14 protein-coding genes are annotated in these 18,095 nt (G+C 54.0%); 3 read left to right on the plus strand and 11 right to left on the minus strand.

From position 1 onward, the window contains the following. Window positions 1–195 precede the first annotated feature (195 nt). Entirely contained in the window at window positions 196–1,497 is a 1,302-nt protein-coding gene (locus DAI21_RS19620; RefSeq protein WP_100777076.1) for an MFS transporter, read from the plus strand. Between the two features lie 17 nt (window positions 1,498–1,514). Further along, window positions 1,515–3,878, plus strand: a complete 2,364-nt coding sequence (locus DAI21_RS19625; RefSeq protein WP_159075436.1) for a TIM-barrel domain-containing protein — start codon at window positions 1,515–1,517, stop codon at window positions 3,876–3,878. 187 nt (window positions 3,879–4,065) lie between these two features. Here DAI21_RS19625 and DAI21_RS19635 read toward each other — a convergent pair whose 3' ends face one another. Then, on the minus strand, window positions 4,066–5,661 hold the full coding sequence (locus tag DAI21_RS19635) for an ABC-F family ATPase (protein ID WP_100777078.1): 1,596 nt from the start codon (window positions 5,659–5,661) through the stop codon (window positions 4,066–4,068). A 223-nt stretch (window positions 5,662–5,884) separates the two neighbouring features. Here DAI21_RS19635 and ldtB point away from each other — a divergent pair, with 223 nt between their 5' ends. Then, the gene (ldtB, locus tag DAI21_RS19640; RefSeq protein ID WP_100777079.1) at window positions 5,885–6,805 is read left to right on the plus strand and encodes a L,D-transpeptidase; all 921 of its coding nucleotides are present in this window, start codon (window positions 5,885–5,887) and stop codon (window positions 6,803–6,805) included. 48 nt (window positions 6,806–6,853) lie between these two features. Here the strand turns inward: ldtB and DAI21_RS19645 are convergent, their stop codons facing one another. The 10 genes from DAI21_RS19645 to DAI21_RS22995 all read right to left on the minus strand — a co-directional run bounded on the left by DAI21_RS19645 (window position 6,854) and on the right by DAI21_RS22995 (window position 18,090). Then, the gene (locus tag DAI21_RS19645) at window positions 6,854–7,570 is read right to left on the minus strand and encodes a GntR family transcriptional regulator (protein ID WP_107703974.1); all 717 of its coding nucleotides are present in this window, start codon (window positions 7,568–7,570) and stop codon (window positions 6,854–6,856) included. Window positions 7,571–7,586: 16 nt separating this feature from the next. Beyond that, window positions 7,587–8,909 carry a PTS sugar transporter subunit IIC gene (locus DAI21_RS19650; protein ID WP_107703975.1) on the minus strand — a complete coding sequence of 441 codons (1,323 nt, stop codon included), beginning with the start codon at window positions 8,907–8,909 and terminating at the stop codon, window positions 7,587–7,589. Window positions 8,910–8,960: 51 nt separating this feature from the next. Further along, window positions 8,961–10,337 (minus strand): glycoside hydrolase family 1 protein, encoded by a 1,377-nt coding sequence (locus DAI21_RS19655; protein WP_107703976.1) that lies wholly within the window; start codon window positions 10,335–10,337, stop codon window positions 8,961–8,963. Between the two features lie 201 nt (window positions 10,338–10,538). Next, window positions 10,539–11,675, minus strand: coding sequence for a fimbrial protein (locus DAI21_RS19660; RefSeq protein ID WP_234419503.1), 1,137 nt, complete (start codon window positions 11,673–11,675; stop codon window positions 10,539–10,541). Window positions 11,676–11,695: 20 nt separating this feature from the next. Beyond that, window positions 11,696–12,409, minus strand: a complete 714-nt coding sequence (locus DAI21_RS19665) for a molecular chaperone (RefSeq protein ID WP_234419504.1) — start codon at window positions 12,407–12,409, stop codon at window positions 11,696–11,698. 12 nt (window positions 12,410–12,421) lie between these two features. Next, a complete protein-coding gene (locus DAI21_RS19670; RefSeq protein ID WP_107703977.1) occupies window positions 12,422–14,908 on the minus strand; it encodes a fimbria/pilus outer membrane usher protein in 2,487 nt (828 codons plus the stop codon). A gap of 87 nt (window positions 14,909–14,995) precedes the next feature. Then, window positions 14,996–15,541, minus strand: a complete 546-nt coding sequence (locus DAI21_RS19675) for a fimbrial protein (protein WP_107703978.1) — start codon at window positions 15,539–15,541, stop codon at window positions 14,996–14,998. Between the two features lie 361 nt (window positions 15,542–15,902). After that, window positions 15,903–16,793, minus strand: a complete 891-nt coding sequence (locus tag DAI21_RS19680) for a LysR family transcriptional regulator (protein ID WP_159075437.1) — start codon at window positions 16,791–16,793, stop codon at window positions 15,903–15,905. A gap of 341 nt (window positions 16,794–17,134) precedes the next feature. After that, window positions 17,135–17,518, minus strand: a complete 384-nt coding sequence (locus tag DAI21_RS19685) for a fimbrial protein (RefSeq protein WP_370447038.1) — start codon at window positions 17,516–17,518, stop codon at window positions 17,135–17,137. A gap of 17 nt (window positions 17,519–17,535) precedes the next feature. After that, entirely contained in the window at window positions 17,536–18,090 is a 555-nt protein-coding gene (locus DAI21_RS22995) for a hypothetical protein (RefSeq protein ID WP_159075438.1), read from the minus strand. Window positions 18,091–18,095 lie beyond the last annotated feature (5 nt).

Consider the following 18,095-nt stretch of genomic DNA (forward strand, 5'->3'; position numbering starts at 1 on the left):
TGCGCAGTTATGAGAAAGCTTGCACAAAATCCGCTATTTCCCACTCATTTTCTCCCTTAAGGTGAACTTGTCACACCACTTCCATACTAGTTGTATAGCAACTTGAAGTCATAAAACTGATAACGATCAAAGGCATAAAACAGGTGTGACACCCGATACGTTCATCCCCCTACCGTCCGTCTTGTGGAGAGAAAAATGAGTCAGGACATCAATACCCCTGTCGTGGCAAGCAAAGCCCGCCGCGTCATCAAGAATCTGCGCTGGTACGTGCTGGTGCTGTTTTTACTGGGCGTCACCGTTAACTACATTACCCGTAACTCGTTAGGTATCCTCGCGCCGGAGCTGAAAGAGAGCATGGGGATCACCACCGAACAGTACTCATGGATCGTGGGTGCTTTCCAGATTGCCTATACCCTCTTCCAGCCTCTGTGCGGCTGGCTGATCGACGTGATTGGCCTGAAGATTGGCTTTATGGTGTGCGCCGGGATTTGGGCGCTGATGTGTATTTTCCACGCCGGTGCCAGCAGCTGGCTGCATCTGGCAGTGCTGCGCTTCTTTATGGGTGCGTCCGAAGCGGCCGCCACACCGGCGAACGCCAAGACCATCGGCGAATGGTTCCCGAAATCAGAGCGTCCGGTAGCCGCCGGTTGGGCTGGCGTTGGCTTCTCCATCGGCGCGATGCTGGCTCCGCCTATCATCTACTTCGCCCATGCCTCTTTTGGCTGGCAGGGTGCGTTTATGTTTACCGGCGTACTGGCGCTGCTGTGGGTGATTCTGTGGTGGGCGTTCTACCATAACCCGGAACAGCACCCGAATCTGGGCAAGGACGAGCTGGCGTTTATCAAGCAGGATAACGAACCCCCTGCCGTGAAGATGCCGTTCCTGACTGCGCTGAAGACCGTCTCCAAAAACAAGCGTTTTTACGGCATCGCCATTCCGGCGTTTATGGCGGAACCGGCCTGGGCCGTGCTGAGCTTCTGGGTACCGCTGTATCTGGCGAAAGAGCACGGTATGGATCTGAAACAGATTGCGATGTTCGCCTGGCTGCCGTTCCTGGCCGCCGATCTGGGCAGCGTGGCCAGCGGCTACCTCACCCGCCTGTATACCCGCTGGTTCGGCTGTACTCGCGTGAACTCGGTCGTTGCCAGCTCCGTCACCGGTGCCTTCCTGATGATCTCCCTGGCCGCCGTGGCGATCACTCGCGACCCGTACGTCACCATCGTACTGATTTCGATTGGCGGTTTCGGCCACCAGATTATCTCCTGCATGTTAAGCGCCCTGGTGGTGGAGTCGTTCGACAAAGGCCAGATGGCCACCGTCAACGGCATGCGCGGCTCGGCGGCGTGGATCGCAAGCTTCTTGTTCTCTCTGTTAATTGGTGTCACCGCCGACAAAATCGGCTTCAACCCGCTCTTCATTGCCATGGGCTTCTTTGACCTGATTGGCGCATTTTTCCTGGTAGCATTTATTGCTGAACGTCGCGCCAAGCGCGCCTGATAGTGGATGTATTGCATATGAAAACCCTGAAAAACTGGACCCTTCTTGAACAGTCCGCGAACCATCTGGAACTGCTCGTCGATAATCAGCACCGTCTGTGTCTGTATGTGCTGGAAGAGAATCTGTTCCGCGTGCTGATCAAACGCAAAGGCGAGCTGTCGCTGGATAAAACCTGGAGTATCGCGCCCGCTCAGGACGTGCCGTGGGAGGGCCGCCAGCGCGACGATCTCAGCGGATTTAGCTGCCCGACGTGGACGCTCACGCAGCAAGACGACACACTCGTCGTCGCGACGGAACAGCTGCGCGTCACCGTCCACCAGCCTCTGTGGCTGGAGTGGCACTACCGCAATGAGGACGGTGAATGGCTGGAGCTGGCGCACGACCGCCCGACCAGCGCGTACCTGCTGAACGCCCACGGCGACGGCGCGGCGCACTATCTGAGCCGCCGCAAGGACGAGCGTTTTTACGGTCTGGGCGAAAAAGCGGGTGATTTGCAGCGCAACGGCAAACGCTACGAGATGCGTAACCTCGACGCGATGGGCTATAACGCCGTCAGCACCGACCCCCTGTACAAGCATATTCCGTTCACTATCACCCGCCGCGACGACGTGAGCTACGGTCTGTTTTACGACAACCTGAGCAGCTGCTGGCTGGATCTGGGTAACGAAATCGACAACTACCACACGGCATATCGCCGCTGGCAGGCGGAAGCGGGCGATATCGATTACTACATCTTCACCGGTAAACGCGTACTGGACGTGACCAAAGCTTTTGTCCGGCTGACGGGGAAAACGCTGTTCGGCCCGAAATGGAGCCTCGGCTACAGCGGTTCGACCATGCACTACACCGACGCACCGGACGCGCAAAACCAGCTGATGAACTTTATCCGCCTGTGTGAGGAGCATGCGATTCCGTGCGATTCGTTCCAGCTTTCGTCCGGTTACACCTCCATCAACGGCAAGCGCTACGTCTTCAACTGGAACTATGACAAAGTGCCGCAGCCGAAGGTGATGAGCCAGGCGTTCCACGACGCGGGGCTGAAACTCGCGGCAAACATCAAACCGTGCCTGCTGCAGGACCACCCGCGCTATAACGAAGTGGCGGAGCGCGGGTTGTTTATCCGTGATTCAGAAACCGATGCACCGGAACGTTCAAGCTTCTGGGATGACGAGGGTTCTCACCTCGATTTCACCCATCCGCAGACCATCAAATGGTGGCAGGAAGGCGTGACCACGCAGCTGCTGGAGATGGGTATCGACTCCACCTGGAACGACAACAACGAGTTTGAAGTCTGGGACGGCGAAGCGCGCTGCCACGGTTTTGGCCAGGAGATTGCCATCAAGCATATTCGCCCGGTGATGCCGCTGCTGATGATGCGCGCCTCGATGGAAGCCCAGCAGCGCTTTGCGCCGGATAAACGTCCGTACCTGATCTCCCGCTCAGGCTGCGCCGGGATGCAGCGCTACGTCCAGACCTGGAGCGGCGATAACCGCACCAACTGGGACACCCTGCGCTATAACACCCGCATGGGGCTGGGGATGAGTCTCTCCGGGCTGTTCAACGTCGGCCACGATGTCGGCGGTTTCTCCGGCGATAAGCCAGACGCGGAGCTGTTTGTGCGCTGGGTTCAGAACGGCGTGATGCACCCGCGTTTCACCATTCACTCGTGGAATGACGATCACACGGTGAACGAGCCGTGGATGTATCCGGGCGTAACGCCGGCGATCCGTGGCGCAATTGAGCTGCGCTATCGTCTGCTGCCGTATCTTTATACTCTGCTGTGGCAGGCCCATGCCGATGACGAGCCGATGCTGCGTCCGACTTTCCTCGATCACGAGCATGATGCCCAGACATTCGAAGAGTGTGACGATTTCCTGCTCGGGCGCGATCTGCTGGTTGCCAGCGTCGTTGAACAAGGCCAGCGCGAGCGCCGCCTCTGGCTGCCGGACAACGAAACAGGCTGGTACGATTTTTACACCCACGAGTGGTTCTCCGGCGGCCAGTGGATCGTCCGCGATGCGCCGCTGGAAAAACTGCCGCTGCTGGTACGCGCCGGGGCCGGGCTGCCGCTCAGCGAACGCATTACCCATGTGAACGCCGGGAAAGATGATACCCGCGAGCTGAAACTGTTTCCTGTGAAGGGCGTGGGCACAACGTCGGGCCAGCTGTTTGAGGACGATGGCGAGAGCTGGGGCTATCAGAAAGGAAATGCGCTGTGGCTGGAGTGGGAGATGGTGTGCGATGGCACCACAATCAATCTGAAGGTCGCAGCACGCGGCGATTATCGTCCGGCGTGGAACGCGCTGAAGGTGTCGCTGCCTGCAGGGGAAAAACGTACGCTGCGGGTGAACGGGGTTGAAGGAGGTGAGTGGGTGGTGTAGTGCGGCCTGATGCCCTCACCCTAACCCTCTCCCACTGGGAGAGGGGATAAAGGCATGGCGCCTTTTCCTAAGTATTTCGCGCTGCAGGAAGGCGGCAAACCGGTGAATCCCCGGGAGCTTACATAAGTAAGTGACCGGGGTGAACAGGTGAAGCCAACGCATCTGCAGCGTGAAAGACGACGGGAAATTAGCCTTCGATGCCTTTGCTGCGCAAGTAATCTTCATAATTACCGGTGAAGTCCACGATGCGTTCCGGTGTGATTTCAATCACGCGGGTCGCCAGGGAGCTTACAAACTCACGGTCGTGGGAGACGAAGATCAGGGTGCCCTGATACATTTCCAGCGCCATGTTCAGGGATTCGATAGATTCCATGTCCAGGTGGTTAGTCGGTTCGTCCATTATCAGGATGTTGGGTTTTTCCATCATCAGCTTACCGAACAGCATGCGCCCTTTTTCACCACCGGAGAGCACTTTGGCAGGCTTTTTGATGTCGTCCTGGCTGAAGAGCAGACGGCCCAGAATGCCGCGCACGGCCTGCTCGTCGTCGCCTTCCTGCTTCCACTGGCTCATCCAGTCGAAGACGGTCAGATCGTTTTCGAATTCAAATTCGTGGTCCTGCGCGTAGTAACCGAGCTGGGCGTTTTCAGACCACTTCACGGTACCGTTGTCCGGCGCCAGTTCACCCACCAGGGTTTTCAGCAGGGTTGATTTACCCACACCGTTCGCGCCCAGTACCGCAATCTTCTCGCCCACTTCCAGCAGAAGATTGAAGTTTTTGAACAGCGGACCGTTATCAAAACCTTTCGCCAGCGCTTCAACTTCCAGCGCGTTACGGAACAGTTTCTTGTCCTGCTCGAAGCGAATGAACGGGTTCTGACGGCTGGAGGCTTTCACTTCGTCCAGCTTAATTTTATCAATCTGACGCGCACGAGACGTCGCCTGACGAGATTTAGAGGCGTTAGCACTGAAGCGGCTGACGAAGGATTGCAGGTCAGCAATCTGCGCTTTTTTCTTGGCGTTGTCAGACAGCAGACGTTCGCGCGCCTGGGTGGCAGCCGTCATGTACTCGTCGTAGTTGCCCGGATAAACGCGCAGCTCGCCGTAGTCCAGGTCGGCCATGTGGGTGCAGACCATGTTCAGGAAGTGACGGTCGTGCGAAATGATGATCATGGTGCTGTCGCGATCGTTCAGCGTCTGCTCCAGCCAGCGGATGGTGTCGATGTCCAGGTTGTTCGTCGGTTCATCGAGCAGCAGAATGTCCGGGTTTGAGAACAGCGCCTGCGCCAGAAGCACACGCAGTTTCCAGCCCGGTGCGACTTCGCTCATCAGGCCGTAGTGTTGCTCAACCGGAATACCGACGCCGAGCAGCAGTTCACCGGCACGGGATTCGGCAGAGTAACCGTCCATTTCGCCGTAAAGCACTTCGAGATCGGCCACTTTATAGCCGTCTTCTTCGCTCATTTCAGCCAGACCGTAGATGCGGTCGCGCTCTTGCTTCACTTCCCACAGTTCCCCGTGTCCCATGATCACGGTGTCGAGCACAGTAAACTCTTCGAAGGCGAACTGGTCCTGACGCAGCTTACCGATACGCTCGTTCGGATCGAGCGACACGTTGCCGAGCGTCGGCTCTAAATCGCCGCCGAGGATTTTCATGTAGGTGGATTTTCCGCTACCGTTGGCACCAATCAGGCCGTAACGGTTGCCGCCGCCAAATTTGACGGAAATGTTTTCGAACAGCGGCTTACTGCCAAACTGCATAGTGACGTTGCTGGTAACTAACACGGGGAGATTCCTGCGAAAAAGTGTGATAAACACGGCATTATGCCACAATTCCGAATTGAAATCCCGTGTTGCAACCAACCACTAAACTTTAACAAAATCGAAAAAAATGTGATTTCGTACACATCTGAATTCCATGCGCGAGGGAATGCACATATAATGCGCTCCCATCAATGATTCAGACTCATCAACTAATCGCCAGAGTGGCAAAGATACCTCGCATAACATGAATATGAAATTATCAACGCTTTTTGCGGCGGCGTTAGCCGTAGTAGGTTTTTGCAATACCGCTTCTGCGGTGACTTATCCGCTGCCGACAGACGGTAGCCGTCTGGTGGGTCAAAACCAGGTGGTTATTGTTCCGGAAGGCAACTCCCAGCCGCTGGAATATTATGCCGCTGAATACCAGCTGGGCCTGTCCAACATGCTCGAAGCAAACCCGGGCGTTGACCCGTATCTGCCGAAAGCCGGTACCGTGCTGAACATTCCTCAGCAGCTGATCCTGCCGGACACCGTCCACGAAGGTATCGTGATCAACAGCGCTGAAATGCGTCTGTATTACTACCCGAAAGGCACCAATACCGTGATCGTTCTGCCGATTGGTATCGGTCAGCTGGGCAAAGACACCCCGCTGAACTGGACCACCAAAGTAGAACGTAAGAAAGCAGGCCCAACCTGGACGCCAACCGCCAAGATGCACGCCGAGTACATCGCTGCCGGTGAGCCGCTGCCAGCCGTTGTTCCTGCCGGCCCGGACAACCCTATGGGCCTGTACGCGCTGTACATTGGTCGTCTGTATGCGATCCACGGCACCAACGCCAACTTCGGTATCGGCCTGCGCGTGAGCCACGGCTGTGTGCGTCTGCGTAACGACGATATCAAGTTCCTGTTCGAGAATGTGCCGGTCGGTACCCGCGTTCAGTTCATCAACGAACCGGTTAAAGCGACCTCTGAGCCAGATGGCAGCCGCTATATCGAAGTGCACAACCCGCTGTCTACCAGCGAAGATCAGATTAACAACAACGAGATCGTGCCGATTACCCTGAAGAGCAACGTGCAGGCTGTCACCAGCCAGGCCGACGTTGAAACCACCGTTGTGGATCAGGCGGTACAGAACCGTTCCGGTATGCCGGTACGTCTGAACTGATTGACTCAGCTTCAAACAAAAAAGCGGGCTGCTTAGCCCGCTTTTTTATTACCCGTTATTCACGATGACGATTCCACCGTGATCGTACCGGTAGTGGCAATGGGCGTATTCCAGCGGCGTGCCATCCTCCAGATAGATCACCTGCTCCACCTCCAGCACCGGGTCGGTTTGCTCGCAGATCAGATGCTGCATATCCAGCGCGTTCGGTTTTAACGCCCGCACCACCCGATATGACCCCATAATTTTCAGCCCCAGCGTCTCCTGCACGTACTGGAACACCGAGCTTTCAAGATGGGTTTTATTCAGCCCCGGCACCAGATTCAACGGCATGACGGTGGAATCAAGCGACATCGGCTCACCGTTGAGGCTGCGCAGGCGAATAAAATCATAGATCGGCGTATCGGCGCTTATCATCAGGGAGGACTGCTCTTTCTCGTTCGGAAAGCGCAGTTCGAAATGGACCACTTTACTGCTCACCGTGCCCAGATGTTCCCAGGTTTTAGTAGCGCCGAAATAGTCGCTGCCGGAGAGATCCCACTGGGAAAGCTGCAGGAAGTTTTTACGAATGAACGTCCCCTGCCCCTGTCGCGTATAGACCAGCCCTTCCACAATCAGCTGGCGCATCGCCTGCTGAATGGTCATCCGGCTGGTGCTGAACTCCGCCGCCAGCGCAAACTGGTCCGGCAGCGGTTCATTGGCGGCATATTGCTGGCTAATAATGCGTTTCTTAATTTCCCGCGCTATGGTGATGTACTTCGCCGCCATCGCCTTTTCCTTATGATTAATCCGCTATCGCACTGTTTTTCAATGCCACCCTCTCAGCAATCTTGAGGAAAGGCAGGTAGAAGAATACACCAAATACAATGATTGCCAACTGAACCACCACCGCCCGCCAGTCCCCCGCCGTCGCCAGCCAGGCGCTGAGTATGGGCGGCGTGGTCCAGGGGATCATCACCACACAGCGCGACATCAGGCCGAGCGTGGTACACAGCCAGGCAAAGTAAATCCCTATCGCTGGCAGCAGCACAAACGGAATCATCAGCGGCAGGTTAAAGACAATCGGCAGGCCGAAAATCACCGGTTCGTTGATGTTAAACAGCCCCGGAGCCAGCGACAGCCGCGCCACCTGTTTGGCCGATTTTTGCCGTGAGAAGATAAAAATGGCGATCAGCAGCGAGATGGTGCTGCCCGTCCCGCCAATCATCCCGAACGTCGGGACAAAAATGTTATTGATGATATGCGGAATCGGCTGCCCGTTGGCGAAGGCCAGCATGTTCTCATTGGTGTTGATTAACAGGAACGGTTCCAGAATGACGCTGTTCACTACCGACTGGTGAATACCCAGCGTAAACAGGAAATTACCAAAGCTGTAGATAAAAATTGTGCCGGGCAAACTGGTATTAATGAGTCTGAGAGGCTGCTGGATAAAATGGGTGATCAGGTGAATCAGATCCGTATGCAGCACGTTCGCCAGTAGCGCCGCCAGAATGGCGAACAGGGAAAGCGTGATGATCGTCGGGATCAGCGCGGTAAAGGATTTGCTCACCGCAGGCGGGACGTTCTCGCCCAGCGAAATGTGCAACACTTTCAGGCGCGAAATCGCAATAAACACTTCCGTTGAAATCAGACCAATCAGCACCCCGGCAAATATGCCCGTTGAGCCGATATTGCTGAACGTCAGCACCTGGGTGACATTCACCGTCGCCTGGCTGCCGACGGGCACCAGCTGGAGCTGCATCGGCATCATAATGATAAAACTGCTTACGGCGATAACCACTGCCGAAACCGGGTTGTCGAAATCTTTGTTGCGCGCCAGCGACCAGGCAATCATCGGGGCGAGTAACAGCGCCGCGATGTTCAGCGTGCCGTTGATAATTGCCTCACCCCACACCTTGAAGTGGGCGAGCGTTTCCCCTTCGAACACCCACGGAAACACCACGTTATTCACCAGCACCGCGAGACCGGCAAGGATAAAGATCGGCATTACCGTGGCGAAGGCGTCGCGCAAGGAACGTAAGTGCACCTGGTTTGCCAGGCGCGCGGAGAACTCAACAAATCTGTCGACAAACGACTGCATCGCAGGTGTAATTTTTGTATCAGACATAGCGGATATTCCCATCAATCAGTCACAAAAACCGGTCCGGCAGCGTAAGGCTTACAGCTCGCTTCCGTTGCTATGAATAGCCTGTTTTAACCACGCGTAGCTCTTTTTCGGCACGCGTTTCAGATCCTTGAGATCGTGGTTTTCGCGGTTCACGTACACCACGCCGTAGCGTTTACGCATGTCGCCCTGCGAGCTGAGGATGTCGATCAACCCCCAGCCGAGGTAGCCTATCACCTGCGCGCCGTCTTCAAAGATCGCCGCTTTCATTGCCTCGAAATGCTTGCGGTGATAATCGATGCGGTAATCATCTTCTATCGGATTCACCCCGTCCCAGGACTCAATCACCCCGATACCGTTTTCAATCGGGAAGACCGGCAGACGCCAGTCGTTGTAATAGCGGGTGATAATGGTGCGAAAACCGAGCGGATCGATTTGCCAGTTCCATTCGGTGGCTTTCAGGAACGGATTGTTCTTCTCGCCATGGGCCAGGTAGTAGTTCACCGGCGTGCCTTCCGGAATCGGGTCGCTGTCGAGGGTTTTACTTGCGTAGTAACTAAACGCCATGTAGTCGTTTTTGGTTCGCGCCAGCAGGGCCAAATCGTCCTCACGATAGATATCCCCAAATCCTTGCTGTTCAACCACTGCCATCACCGCCGGGCTATACCCCTGACCGGCAAAGACGCGCAGCAGATTCTGGTTGAGGAATTCGTCGTACTGCTGAGCGCAGAAGATATCGCGCGGTTTGCAGGTGGCCGGATAGATGAGTTGATGCGCCAGCATGCCGCCCATCAACTGCCCCGGTTTGGCCTGGTGCAGATACTCCGTCAGCGCCATGTGCGCCACCATCGTATGATGCTGGATTTCGTAGAGTTCGCGCAGGGTTTGCTCGCCCTTCATGTAGCCTGAGACTCTGAACGCTTCCGGCATATGGAAAATGTTCTGCTCGTTAAAGGTCAGCCAGTACTTCACCCGGTCGCCGTAGCAGTCGATCATCTTTTTGCCGTAGCGCACAAACGCGTCCAGCACCCGGCGATCGTTAAACCCGTTGTACTCCTGCGCCAGGGCCAGCGGCATGTCGAAGTGGTACAGGCAGACCATCGGCTCAATGCCGCGCGCGATGAGATCGTTGATAAAGCGATCGTAAAACGCGATGCCCTCTTCGTTGAATTCGCCGTCACCCTGCGGGCAGACACGGCTCCAGGAGATCTGGAAGCGGTAGCAGTTCATGCCCAGATCCTGCATCAGGTCGAAATCTTCCTGGTAGCGATGATACGAATCGGTGGCGACTTTCCAGTCAGAGGCATTTTCCCCGGCTTCGCGGATGTCATACACCGACATCCCTTTTCCACCCTCGTTCCACGCCCCCTCGGTCTGCATACTGGAAACCGAGTTACCCCATAAAAAGTTAGCTGGCAGTGATTGCTTCATGGTCTCTCCCTATATGACTAGTCATTTAATTTTCATGACTAGTCATATAGGCAAAGATGAAAAATCAAGCAACCGAAAGGATCGTTTTTTGTGAGCGGGATAGAAATAAAGAAGCCGGAAAGCCCTGCTGTTTCTCTCAAACCAGCACAGGGTTCTCTCGGATTCGATCATTGTTGAAAGTGATGAACGCTTACCCTTGCCCTAGTAATACGTGATCGTGACATTCACTTTTGCCGTAAAATCCCCGGAAAAGGTATTGTCATTTGCGTCGGTTATCTCGGGGGCTGTCTGTATGGCCGCCGCCTGGAAAAACGCCGTATTTTTCCCTTTCTGCCCCACTCCGATATTCTGCTTCACGCCCATTCGCACCACTTTCCCTTCACTGTTATAGAGTCCCACCTCGAGGCCTTTCAGCTTTTGACCATTTTGCACGCTGACGGCTGAGATCGTGTCTCGTCCGGCAAGGACGGTGTAGGGTTCATCGAAGGTAAACTCGACATTGTTGGTGTAGCTGCTGCAGGTAAAATCCATGCCAAAACGGGTCATCTTCCCTTCACGCGGGAATGAACCGCTGCTGCTTTTGCGAAATTCCCCCAGGTCCACAGTTTGATGTTTGTTATCCAGCGAGCACGACGGCGCTGCCATATAGACGCCCGATCCGAGCGGCACGTCCACGCTTGAGGCGCCGCCCAGGCCGTCAATGGAGAACGTGAGGTGCGCCCCCGGCGGAATGACCGCTTCTGAGCGGTAATCCACCCAGCCCAGTTTAATCAGCTCCACGCGCATCGATTCGATGGCGAAATTGTATTTATTATCAAACCGGTACAGGGTTTTGCCGGCGTTGTACTGGGCACCAAACTGCACCAGCGTCGAGTCCTCTTTCCCGTTAATAATCGGGTATTCCACACCGAGGCGTTTCCCCAGCACCATACGGGCAGACGGATAGCTGTCCGGCGGGGTCTCTTCGCTTAACGACACCGCCTTGATGTACATCTTCATTTTGATGCCGTTGTTGGTGGTCTGCGCCTCTCCGGTCCAGTCCAGCGCCTTATCATTCACCGTGCTGAGGCTGAGGGTGATGTTGCCGTCGAAATTCGCCGGGGCGTCCAGGTCCTGGCCGTCCGAGGTACAGGACAGGCGCATGTTGGGCAGAAACTGCGCGTAGTCCAGCGACAGCACGACGGTGTAGTCGGGTGTTTCTTCGTCCACCGCAATCGGGTTTTCCCGGGTAAAGGGGGCGAACGGCAGCGCCCCCCCGGTGTCAATATCACAGTGCAACGCCCCTGCCCAACTGAAGGCAGGCAGCAGACACAACAGCAGGCTACACAAGAGTTTCATAATCGCTGTCCGTCAGAATGTCAGGGACTGATGCTGAACCGGGGATTCCCCCCGAAATCATTCATCAGCGAATAATTGAGCGTGCCCGCTTTACCGCTCACGCCCGCCGGCAGCGCGTAACGCATTTCGCCTTTGGCCGGTACCATGCTCCTTTTATCCGCAACGGGCTGCGCGCTGCCGCCAGTCGTGACCGAAAGCTCAGAGAAGCTGGCGTAATACTGCGTCGGGTTTTTCACTACCAGCCAGGCTTTGCCGCCGTCGTGGCTCACCTGCCACTGCAGTTTACTGACCGTCTCAGCCGGTTTTTCGGACAGCGTCGTCGGGCGCAGGAAGATTTTCAGACGCGTGCGCACCGCCACCTGCAGCTGGTTGCCTTTCACTTTGCTGACCGGCGGCACTTCCTGGATCCACAGCCAGTACACCGACTCCCGGTCCTGCGGAATGCGGCCCGGCAGGATAACCATACGCAGCTTCCCTTCGCGCCCGGCCCCGATTTTAAACAGCGGCGGCGTGAGGATGAGCGGCAGGTTTTTATCGCTGCCTTTCAGGTCTTCCACCCACGACTGAACCAGGTAGTCCTGGGTGGTGTCGTCGTTGAGTAATTTAATCGACGTTTCTTTATCACTTTCCAGGGCCACCACGCGGGTCAGCGCCGGGCGCACCGCCGCGGAGGCGGCATTCGTCAGTAACAGGAGGCTCATCAGAGCGGGAACGGCAAGTTTAGTGAATTTCATGATGTTCTCTGCTTAGCGGCAAACCGCATTAATTTGCTGGTACCAGGGCTCAGAAGGGCCGCCGGCATCCGGTAATGTGAACTGGCACTGAGCGTGATTGCCCAGATCCACATGCAGCGTTGCGCTCCCGTCGGCCAGAATGCCGTTGAGGTACAACAGTCCGTTATCGGCCACCATGCCGACCTGCTCCTTCTCCTGCCACGCACTGGCGCCAAACGGGGCGGGTTTGCCGTCCGGGAGTGATAACATCACGATCGCACGGCGTCCTACTTTGGTCTGAAAACGGCGCACAACCACGGCGCCGTGGGTCGGAATGACGTTCTGCCCGGCATCAATCAGCTCGACGTTGTCGGCGGCGTGACGCGTGTCGAGCGACAGCGGGTTATCACGATAGGCCGACACCGACGGCACCACGGCACGTCCCCAGCGGTTGGTCGAGACCCCCGGCTGGCCTTCCACGCTGATGTCTCTGGCCCCCGGCGTTTCGATAATCGCGATGGTGTCCCCCAGCTGCTGCGAGAGCACGAGGCCGTCACCGTAGGCGACCACGCCGCCGGAGGCGCCTGCCGAGTACTGGCTGCTGTCGCGGCTGGTGCTGGCGCTGACGTTCATGTTGACCATGCTGTTGCGATACGCCATCGACGCGGCGGGCGAATACCCACGGCTGTCATGCTGGGCCGACACGGAATAGCTCAGGGCATTGTCCAGCTCCGTTCCGGATACCGTCGCCATCTGCGAGCCGCTGTCATGATTGCTGCTGTTGGTGCTCACCGACAGGGTGCGGCTGTTGCGGTCGCCCGCATCGAGCGGTATCGATAAGTTCAGCGAGAACTGGCGGTCATCATCACTATCGTCACCCGCGCCGGAATTTTTCTGATAGCTGTAGTTCAGACTGACGTTCACGAATTTAACCATGAAGCTGTAGCCCAGCGTCAGGGAGGTGTCGCGCGCATCCGAGTCGTAATAGCTGTCCTGTTGCAGGGTCAGATAGCCGTTGCCGAAATCGCCCATCCCCTGGTTAAGGGTGGCCTGCACCTCGTTTTTGCGGTGACTGCGGGTGTTGCTGTCGCCCCAGCGCCAGCTGGCATAGTCCGGGAAATCCATAAAATCTTTGCTCTGGTAGCGAAACCCCATCACCTGCAACGAGGTGTCGGTGCTGTCAAAACGCCGGGCGTACAGCAGGCGCAGCGCGCGGCCGTTGTCGCTGATGTCTTCGTCCCCGGTGCTGTCGCTGTCAGTTGCCGTCTGGTGACGCTCCAGCGCCCAGTCGAGCGACACGCTGCCCAGCACGCCGAGGTTGACCGCACTGCTCAGGGCCATGGACTGGTACCCTTCCCCCGCCACAATCAAATCGCTGAGCGTGAACCGGTCCCAGCCGTACTGCAGGCTGCCCTGTGCCACGAGGGGCTGATAAGAAAGCCCGTCATCGCGATAGCGGCCCGCGCTCAGGCTGTAGCGCCAGGTACCGGGGCGCAGCATGTTCGGCAGCGCGGTGTACGGCACCGTGAACTGCTGCCTGCTGCCGTCGCTCTCCTCCACCGTGACGTCTAAATCCGCACCAATCTGGCCGTTATTCAGATCCTTAATGGCGAAGCTGCCGGGGGCGACGGTTTCACTGTAGATAATGTTGCCACGCTGGCGGATAACGATGCGGGCGTTACTGCGCGCCACGCCGCGGATCACCGGCGAGTAGTTAAAGGTGTCCGACGGCAGCATCTGGGCGTTGGTTTCCAGCGTCACACCGCGCAGGGGTAAAATCCCCAGCACGTCGCTGGAGGTGCTGGCATACACGTCCCCGGCGGTAAAGCGTGAGACCAGCGCCGCAATATCCCGCTCGGCATAGGCGCGGTCGTGGTTCTGCTCCCAGCCCAGGTCAGATTTGTTAAACGTATCAAAGCTGTAGAAACGCCAGCTCCCGAGGTTCACGCCGGAGTTCAGGCTCAGAAAGGCATTGTCGCTGCTGCCCGAACCTGAATCGTCGCCGTGGTTTTCGGTGTGATAAACGTAGCCGGAATAGCCCAGACGCAGGGCATTGACACCGTTATCCCACAGCGACGGGTCGATCATCTCGGTCTGCCCGGCCACATTTGTCGCCGCCTGCGGGGCGCTGATAACCAGCTGCTGCATCGACTCGTCGTAAGTGATCCGCGCATCGGGCCATTTTTTGAGGAAGTCGTAGCAGGTTTCATTCCCCGCTTTCGCCAGTGCGTCGAGATGCGTATCCAGCCCCATCTGATGCAGCAGCGCCTGGGTCAGACAGGGCGTGGCGCTCTCACCCGCTCGGGTGGCAATAAATTCAACTTTGGTTTTAAACAGAATATGGCCGTTGAGCACGATATCGGCGGTTTTCACCCCCGCGTCCACCTGGTCCGGGTGATAAAATTGTTCAGGTATTTCCTGGGAATCTTTGCGCAGGAAGTCAGCGTCAAAGGCGCTGTCACTGGCTGCTGCCAGAGAATAAGATGAAACTAAAGCAGACGCTAAAATGAAAGCCTTCATTATTAAATAGGAATGATGTCTTTTCAAAAGAGGCCTGCTTTTTCATCACAAATGATTAACCAGAAAATAAATTAAATAACAGGGAGATTAATTATAGGTAATATCGACAAAGGTTTTCGCTTTGACATTACCGGGGGTGACGGCCGGCGTGGCCGAGTTAGCTTTATAGGCCACTTTAAATTTAAGCTCGGTGTCGCCCGCACTTAATGCCTGGGACTGAGAAGGCATACCGCCGTTAATATCAACCAGCGAGACACCATCATTCTCTAAAATAGCAACACCCACGCCATCAGCAGGGCCGTTGGTTTCGGTGTTCTTCAATATTTCGTTATCGAGGGTGTCGGGCGTGCCGCTGAAAGCCACGCGGGCATTTTTCATGGTGGTGATATCACAATCCTGCAGGTTGATAGTGAAGTCCTTCATGCCTGCATAACCCCCTGCGCCATTAAAGGATTCAGGGCTTACGGTCGTCAGTGTCATCACTGAAGAGGTAGACGCCATACCGTTAAAGCCCTTAAGGGTACAGGCCGATGCAGTCACTTTACCGGTGAAGGTGATGTCGCCATCCGCAGCAAAAGACGATAAAGGCGCCACGCATAACAATGATACAAGATAGGTATTTAACTTTTTCATAAAACCACACTTAATAAGTAAAAGGGATATTCAATTAAGATTAATTGAATGAATGACAATAGTATCCCTGGCAACTTAAACCATGTAGTGAGATATACTTAAGGACTTATGAAGGAGCACTAATGCTGTTAATTATTTTAAAACAGTGGAAGGTAACACACTAAAATCGTTGGGGAATTCCAAATATTACGCGGGGAGCTAAAATAGACTTACCACAAATGCTTAATCGCACTTACGTTTTTTGCATCATAACAATAACATTTTTCACATAATTAACTAACAACAAAGTATTGTCCGGAAAAAGTTAATGTAAAGATCTCAGCGAAGACCCTTGGGCATGTTATTGACGCTGCGAAAACATTTAATTCATTTTCTTAATTTTTTCCAGCAAATACGCTTTCTCGACAGGACGAAAGAGATCTTTCAGATAGTTAATATAAAGGCTGGTATTTTGAATATTCAACTTGAAGTTATAGCTTAATGTTTTGATGTTGAAGGCGAGGTTTAACTTCAGATAGATATTTAATGGTACAACGCAAATCAATTCACTGACCTCAACGATCGCCAAAAGATCAAGGTAGTTATGACTGCTAAAGAGTGCGCAATGCGCATTGCTAAATTTCGTTTGCGTATCAGCTCCAGACGGTGACGTCTGAACCGCATGTTTCTCCTGACAAAACTCTTTATGGCTAATTGACTGCAACAGTCTGGGATGGTTATTGCTGCAAACAATCACATAGTCCTCTTTGAACAACCGTTTAGAGAAAATGTCTTCATGCTCAAGAGGGGCATAATCTAAAATGACATCCACTTTATTTTTAAGAAGGATATCCTTTTTATTCTGTACTGTTGACGGAAGAGGCAGATGTACCAAAGGGAATGGTGCTACATTCTGCATTGACAGAAAAGCAAGGGGCGTCACGATGGTAGCAATATGTGATTCACAGGAAAAAACAAAACGGAGATTGTCTGGCTCTTCATTGTTCATAAAGCTATTTGGCTGCGACTTGTACAGCGATGCCTGTATTTCATTATATAACATAATGGCGAAAGCAGTAGGCACCATTGCTTTCTTATCGTGTATAAATAGCAAATCATTATATAAAACCCGCAGTTTTCTTATCGCCAGATGAACACTTGAGTAGGATATATTCAACGACGCTGCGGCATGGCTCAGGTTTTGGGTTTGCATAACCATATCAAAAATTTTCAGTCGTTCGGCTTCCACCTTTTCTGTTTTAAAAGAGAGCATAAGACGTTCCTTGACATACCTTTCGTGATTAATATTTTCGAGAGCTTTATTTCGTCCCTTTAGAACGTTCATTTTTTGAAAATGCTCTTCTGGCAACATGTCGTACAATCGCGGGTGACTTCGTTAAATATAATAAAGTGCGCTGTCTGTGAGAATATGCCCAAAGGTTACCACCAGACGAATCTCACTGTTTTAGGTGTTCCGCGTACAAAAACACCGTTGTTAAAGCGATATTATTATTCGTTAATTGCTTTACCATGGGAAATAACTCTAGCTCAAAACGTACTTTACGTACGTTTTTGGTTGGCCTCAAGGGTAATTATCACTCTGCCTACGCAATATTATTCATAGGAAACAGTGAAATTAGCAACAGCGCTCACTGTACCTGGGGTGATGTCGTTTTCTGTCTGTGTATAAGCTGCGGTCAAAGGAATATTGAATACTCCCCCTGTTTGCGTTGTCTGAATATAGGTATCCTGACCAAATTTAACCGCAGCATCATTGTACATGAGTTTTATCCCAATACCGCGTGCGGTACTGTTGGACAGGTCAATGATGCCGTCCCCTTTTGTCGACGCCGCGTCAAAACTTATATTTAACCGGGTTCCGGCATCACAATCTAACGGGATCTTAAAACTGACAGGCGATGCCGTGTTACCTTTTCCGTTGAGCGTACCCGGAAACAGTGTGCCCATATCAACACCAAGAGTCCCGGTATAACCCAAACTACATGGGGTCAGACTCAGCGGCCCCCCGCGAGCGAGTAGTAGCCGGCAACTTTAGTTCCAGCGGAACTGTTGACCTGGTATGACAATAAATCACCACTAAAGGTTTGTGAAGGCGAAGTGGTGTTACCCGTTTTATAGAGTTTAAATGTAATATCAGGCGTTTGCAGGTTTTCTTCTGTGTGGTTAGTTAGGATATTAGTATTTAATGGTCTACCGTCAACTCGCACGGCAACACCGATACCGGTTATCGCAGTCGGAAAAACAGCATCGCCATTGATAATCTTCGGCGATTTACCGGAATACTGTGATGCCAGCATTGTATAGGTTTGATAACCGCCAGAAGTGCATGTTGCAACATAACGTCTTTGAAATGAAGACGAATATACAACGGTATTGACCGGCGTATTATGTGGAATTTCTATAGAGTGCAGATTTTTCATCTGAGTCGTTGGTGTCAGTTCACAAGAACCCTGCGCATAGGCTGCAAAAGGATGCAACCCTGCCAGACCAAGAATACTAAACACAATTCCCGCCGTATATTTCCTTAACTTCACTACTTGATTCATCATTGGCT

It is taken from the genome of Lelliottia sp. WB101 (assembly GCF_003051885.1).
GTDB lineage: Bacteria > Pseudomonadota > Gammaproteobacteria > Enterobacterales > Enterobacteriaceae > Enterobacter > Enterobacter nimipressuralis.